The following is a 6,271-nucleotide window of genomic DNA, read 5'->3' on the forward strand; positions in this document are numbered from 1 at the left end:
GTGCTTGTACAGGTTTGGGAATTGCACCAAATAAAATTAAAGAAGTGTACGGAATTTTTAAAGCTTACACCACTCGTGTTGGTTCTGGACCATTTCCTACCGAAGATTTTACCGAAGCTGGCGATATGATGGCAAGCGTTGGAAACGAATTTGGAAGTGTAACAGGAAGAAAACGCCGTTGCGGTTGGCTAGATTTGGTAGCTTTAAAATATGCAGTGCAAGTAAATGGAGTAACACAATTAATGATGATGAAAGGCGATGTTCTTTCGGGATTTGACACTTTAAAAGTATGTACACAATACAACTACAAGGGTGAAAAAATCGACCATTTACCATACAATATTGAAGAAGAAAATGTAACACCAATATATTCTGAATTCAAAGGATGGAAAGCCGATTTAACCGGAATGACAACCTATGATGAACTTCCAAAAGAACTAAAAGAATACATCGAATTTTTAGAAAAAGAAGTCGAAGTTCCTATAAAAATTGTTTCTGTTGGACCCGATAGAAAACAAACGATTTTGAAGTAAAATAGATTTCAAGAAAAACAAAACCCTTTTAGTGATGAAAGGGTTTTTCTTTTATATAATTCCTAACTAGATCTTTAACACAAAAACTCTCGCTGGGCTTTATACTTAACTTCATACCTTCATATATCGACGCTCATTTATGTTTTATAAAGATTATTTATTTTTAACAAATTTTCGAACTTCAGGATTTACAAATTTCGGATCAATATTATCAGTAATTTTAATATATTTTACTAAACTATCCTTTTGATTAAAGTAAGAATATGCACTAGCTAACTGCCCATACATTCTTCCGTTATTTGGTTCAATTTTTACAGCCTTTTTTAAGCTTTCAATAGTAAGATTTATATACTTTATATCTTTTGTCTCAAAAAATATTTGCCCATAACTTGTTGATAAACTTTCATAAACTTTAGAATTTTTAGGATTTATTTTTATTGATTTTTCAAAAAAAGATATTGAACTTTTATAATCTTTTTTTAATCCTAATAAATTTCCGAATCCCCAATATACATTAGCATTCTTATTATCTAAAAGCCAAGCTTGATTAAATCTTTTCATCGATAAATCATAATTGTTCTCATAAAAATATTGCCAGCCTTTTGAAACATAATATTCTGATGCTAATTTTCTATTCTTGAATTGCTTCTCAGATTCTATAATAAAATCAGTATCCATTTGAACTTGACTATCACATTTTTTTAAATTCCCATACATTGGAAGTAAATTTATTCCTTCAGGACAATCTTGAGTAGAATTACACCCAAATTGACACAATACAAACAATACTAATATTTTTTTAATTTGATAATTTATCATTTAACAACTAGAATTTATAGTTACATCTTAAACACAAAACTCTCACTGGGCTTAATACTTACCTTCACAACTCCTACTCCATTTTCAACTTTTAAAGTAGCTGCGCTTCCATATAATTGCTCTTTTAAAGGATAACTTCCATCATTTAATTTCCAAGTTGCGATAACATCAGCTGGAATTTTTAAATCAAAATTACTTGTTGATAGCCATGAAAAATTAGCAATTACAATTAGTTTTTCATTTGTTGACCAACGCACATAAGAATAAATTCCTGCATCATAACCTTGTGTTTTGTCTCTATTTGATGATTGTATTTCTTGAAAATTACCCATCAGCGCCTCACTTTTTATAGTGAAATTCAATAATCTTTTGTAAAAATCACGCAAATCTTTTTCTGATTGCGATAATTGTCCACCGTCAAATTTTCCTCCATTCATCCAACGTTGGTGATTGGGTACGCCAACATAATCAAAAATAGAAGTTCTAGAATGTGTTCCAAATCCGCCGTTTTCATTTCCTGCTTCCCCAACTTCTTGTCCAAAATAAATCATAGTTGGTGACGAACCCAAAGTGGCAGAAACTACCATAAGTGGCTTGCCTTTTTCTGGAGTTCCAGCAAATTCTGGACTTGCCAATCGTTGTTCATCATGATTGTCCAAAAAGTGCAACATATGGTGTTCAATATCGGCCATACTGTGCTGAATATCTGAAAGTCCATCAGGTAAAGATTTTCCTTGAATTACTTCTTTTAATTTGTCGTAAGTAGCCACTTTATCATACAAATAATCCATTTTACCTTTGTAAATATAATTTCTATATTCGTTCGGATTATATACTTCTGCCATTAAAAAAGCATCAGGATTTTTCATCTTAATAGCCGAGTTCATGTAACTCCAAAATTCATACGGAACCATTTCTGCCATATCATATCTAAAACCATCTACACCTTTAGCAGTCCAATACAAAGCAATATCTCTAAATTTTATCCAAGAGCTAGGAACGTCTTTGTTTTTCCAAAACTCAAAATGATCTTTATATGATTTCTTTTCGAAACCGTCTGGCAATTCAGGAAAGTCTTTGGATCCATCAGGACGAATTCCGTAGTTTACCTTCACTGTTTCATACCAATCATTTATGTCTGGTTTTGCTAATCTTGAACCATTTCCTGTCCATTTTGCAGGATTTTCATCAAATATTCCATCTATTAATGGATTTTTTTCGCCATTCAGTGGTTTGTAACTGTCTGACGTTGGCACTTGAAAATGTTGTCCTGGTATATAATAAAAGTTATTGTTTCTTTCGTATTCTTGAGTAGTATCGTCATCGGCACCAAAGTCACGAACACCAGCAGGATTAGACAAACTAACATATTTTCTAGCAATGTGATTGGGAACAATATCAATAATAACTTTCAATCCGTTTTTATGAGATCTTGCAATTAAAGATTCAAATTCATCTAAACGCTTTGCCGGATTTACTGCCAAATCTGGATTGACATTATAGTAATCTTTGACTGCATATGGTGAACCCGCGCGACCTTTTACTACTTCTGGATCATCATTGGAAATTCCGTATTTAGTATAATCATTTACCAATGCATGATGCGGAACACCAGTGAACCAAATGTGAGTTACACCTAGATTTTTAATTTCGGTTAAGGCTTTGTCTGTAAAATCATTAAATTTTCCTACACCATTTTCCTCAATTGTTCCCCAAGGTTTGTTGGTGGTATTTTTATTTCCGAACAATCTTGTAAAAACTTGATAAACTACTTTCTTATTTTCCACAACGGTAACTTTTTTATTTTTGGCGTTAGACTTATATTTTTTTACTTGTGCATTGGCTGAAATGGAAAACGCAAGAATGGCAAGCAATAGGACTTTTTTCATGATAAAAAATGTATTAATAACACAATGCAACAAATATAAAAATTTGCAACTCATTTCAATCATGTAATAAAAAAATCTTAATAACCATTTGAGTTGACTCTATTTTCATAAATTTGCTTCAAAAAATATACGCATTGAAAAAATATAGTTTTCTTATACTCCTTTTATTATTAAACTTTTCTTTGACTTTTGGTCAGAAAACGAGTAAAATATTTATTGAACATGCCGATTTTCAGGATAGAAATGAATATGAAATTCCGGGTGCTTTACTTCTTACAGGAAATGTAAGAGTAAATCATGATGGCGTAATTATGACATGTAATAAAGCCTATTATTTTCAAAACGAAAACTATTTGAAAGCTTTTGGTGATGTTCAAATGGTGCAAGGCGACACTTTATTTTTAAACAGTAAATATGCCGAATATAACGGAAATGTAAAACAAGCTTATGCAACAGGAAATGTTGTTATGCGTTCGCCAGAATCTTCTTTAGTAACAGACACCATAAATTTTGATAGAGTAAAACAAGAAGCCTACTACAATTCTAACGGAACTATAACCAACAGAGACAATACTTTAAAGAGTAAATCGGGACGTTATTATGTACAACAAAAAAAGTATCAGTTTCTTACTTCGGTTGTTTTAACCAATCCAGAATATACTATTAAATCCAATCATTTAGATTATTATACCAATTCGGGTCACTCCTATTTATTTGGCCCATCAACAATTGTTGGAAAAGATAATTTTATTTATACCGAAAATGGATTTTATAATACCAAGAAAAATGTGGGTCATTTTCTAAGAAAATCCTACATAAAATATAAAGATCGATTGATTGAAGGTGATAGTTTGTACTTTGATAGAGCGAGAGAATTTTCATCGGGAACTAGAAATGTAAAAATTACCGATTCTATAAACAAAGCCATCATTAGAGGTCATTATGGTGAAGTTTATAAAGCAAAAGATTCCTTGTTCATTACTAAAAGAGCTTCGGTTCGTTACATGATGGAAAAAGATTCGATGTTTGTGCACGCCAAAAAATTAATTGTAACTGGAAAAACTGGCGAGCGAATAGTACGCGGATTTAATAACGTTCGTTTCTTTAAAACCGATATGAGTGGCAAATGCGATTCCATTCATTCTGACCAAAAGAAAGCACTCACGCAACTTATAGGAAAACCCATTCTTTGGAATTTTGATAATCAAATGACTGGCGATGTGATGCATTTAATAGGCAACAACAAAACCGAAAAACTCGACTCGCTGAAAGTACTCAACAATGCATTTATTGTTTCAAAAGATACTGTTGGAACAGGTTTTAACCAGGTTAAAGGTTTAAATCTTTATGGAAAATTTAGAGAAAATAAACTTTATGATGTAGATATAGTAAAGAATACCGAAGTTATATTTTACATGCGAAATGATCAAAATGAGCTTATCGGAATCAATAAAAACGTTAGTAGTAAAATAAATATGATGATGGACGATCAGAGTAAAATTGATACCATTACTTTTTTTGACAATGTAGATGGTGATATTTATCCAGAAAAAGATTTGCCCGAAAATGCCCGAAAACTTAGAGGATTTATTTGGCGTGGCGAGGAACGAATAAAAACTAAAGAAGAAATTTTTCCGCCAGAAGAAAACGAAGAAGAAGCTAAAATTCAAGAACAAACCAAAGTTGATAATGCCAAAGAAAGTGTTCCGATGAAAATTAGGAAAGAAACTTTGAACTACGACAAGAAAAAAATAAAAAAATAAATGGCAACTCAAATTTGTCCAAAGTGTAAAAAAAATGCTTTCACATGGTATATAGATGACGAAATGTCAAGTATTACTATATGGAATTGTGGCACTTGTGACTATCAAACCTATGAAGATGATCGTGATGAAGTTCATTGTAAAAAATGTAACGAAAACACAAAGACGTTTTTAAAAAATGAAGATGAAGAATTTTGGTGGTGTTCTGTTTGCAACACTGTTTCAGAAATAAAAAAGTACTACATTGAATAATAATTTTCTAAAATACCAATAAAACCTTATTCATTTTCTTTATAAAAATTTCATGTAACTTTATAATCAATTAATTGTAGTACCTCATTTATAAATGACAAGAAAATTTACTTTAGAAAATGTTCGATAAAAAAAAGATTTCAATTTCAGCAAAGAAACTTTGAATTCTAAACAAAAAAAAAGATACTAAAGTTTAAACCTATAAACTTTTAAACCTATATTTTTTTTGTTACTTTTGACAATTAAAATCACTGAACTCCACAAATAAGACAACTCCTTGTGAAGTAAATTCTATACAGAAATGCAGTTCAAACATCCAGAGATTCTTTATTTCCTATTCTTATTGGTCATTCCAATTCTGGTGCATCTGTTTCAATTACGAAAATTTAAAACCGAATATTTTACTAATGTAAAGTTTTTGAAAGAGCTTGCAATTCAGACGCGAAAAAGTTCTAAACTTAAAAAATATTTATTACTTGCTACTCGATTGCTACTACTGGCATTTATCATAATTGCTTTTGCACAACCATTTTTTAAGGCAAAAGACAGTAAGAATGCTACCAACGAACTGTACATTGTATTAGACAATTCCTTTAGTATGCAAGCCAAAGGTCAAAAAGGTGAATTGCTTAAACGTGCTGTTCAAGATTTATTAGAACATACTCCAGAAAATGCAAACTTCTCTTTAATTACTTGTTCCGACAATTATTGGAATACCGATATCAAATCAATTCAAAAAGAATTACAGAATTTAAAATACAGTGCTTCGCCTTTTCAATTGGAGAATCTTTTGGCAAAAATAAAAGCACATAAATCGGCTTTCAATAAAGACATTGTCGTGATTACCGATGCTGTTGGTTTGCAACCCAATCAAGTTAAAAAATCCAAAGATGATGAAGCACTTTATTTCATAATTCCCGAAGCACAAAAAACCGATAACATAGCCATTGATAGCGTTTTCATCAATCAAACATTAGATAACTTCTACGAAATTGGTGTAAAACTTGATGCTTAT

Annotated in this window: 6 protein-coding genes; 4 read left to right on the forward strand and 2 right to left on the reverse strand. The window is 31.1% G+C overall.

The genetic code is table 11. The features are described 5' to 3' along the window. The coding region (locus ACH2CG_RS03410) for an adenylosuccinate synthetase (RefSeq protein WP_395062208.1) at positions 1-533 on the forward strand (533 nt) is incomplete at its 5' end. A gap of 153 nt (positions 534-686) precedes the next feature. On the opposite strand, the gene ACH2CG_RS03415 is transcribed toward ACH2CG_RS03410, so the two are convergent. Beyond that, positions 687-1,352 (reverse strand): tetratricopeptide repeat protein, encoded by a 666-nt coding sequence (locus tag ACH2CG_RS03415; protein ID WP_395062210.1) that lies wholly within the window; start codon positions 1,350-1,352, stop codon positions 687-689. 20 nt (positions 1,353-1,372) lie between these two features. Then, on the reverse strand, positions 1,373-3,241 hold the full coding sequence (locus ACH2CG_RS03420; protein WP_395062212.1) for an alpha-amylase family protein: 1,869 nt from the start codon (positions 3,239-3,241) through the stop codon (positions 1,373-1,375). 134 nt (positions 3,242-3,375) lie between these two features. Between ACH2CG_RS03420 and ACH2CG_RS03425 the strand changes: the two genes are divergently transcribed. The 3 genes from ACH2CG_RS03425 to ACH2CG_RS03435 all read left to right on the forward strand — a co-directional run. Next, the gene (locus tag ACH2CG_RS03425) at positions 3,376-5,004 is read left to right on the forward strand and encodes an OstA-like protein (RefSeq protein WP_395062214.1); all 1,629 of its coding nucleotides are present in this window, start codon (positions 3,376-3,378) and stop codon (positions 5,002-5,004) included. Further along, positions 5,005-5,256 (forward strand): hypothetical protein, encoded by a 252-nt coding sequence (locus ACH2CG_RS03430; RefSeq protein ID WP_395062216.1) that lies wholly within the window; start codon positions 5,005-5,007, stop codon positions 5,254-5,256. 301 nt (positions 5,257-5,557) lie between these two features. After that, on the forward strand, positions 5,558-6,271 hold a 714-nt coding region (locus ACH2CG_RS03435), incomplete at its 3' end, for a BatA domain-containing protein (protein WP_395062218.1).

It is taken from the genome of Flavobacterium sp. (assembly GCF_043778725.1).
Lineage (GTDB): Bacteria > Bacteroidota > Bacteroidia > Flavobacteriales > Flavobacteriaceae > Flavobacterium.

Bases quoted from the DNA above. Each gene is read 5' to 3' on its own strand.
- ACH2CG_RS03420 (WP_395062212.1), bottom strand. From the start codon at position 3,241: ATGAAAAAAGTCCTATTGCTTGCCATTCTTGCGTTTTCCATTTCAGCC.
- ACH2CG_RS03415 (WP_395062210.1), bottom strand. From the start codon at position 1,352: ATGATAAATTATCAAATTAAAAAAATATTAGTATTGTTTGTATTGTGT.
- ACH2CG_RS03430 (WP_395062216.1), top strand. From the start codon at position 5,005: ATGGCAACTCAAATTTGTCCAAAGTGTAAAAAAAATGCTTTCACATGG.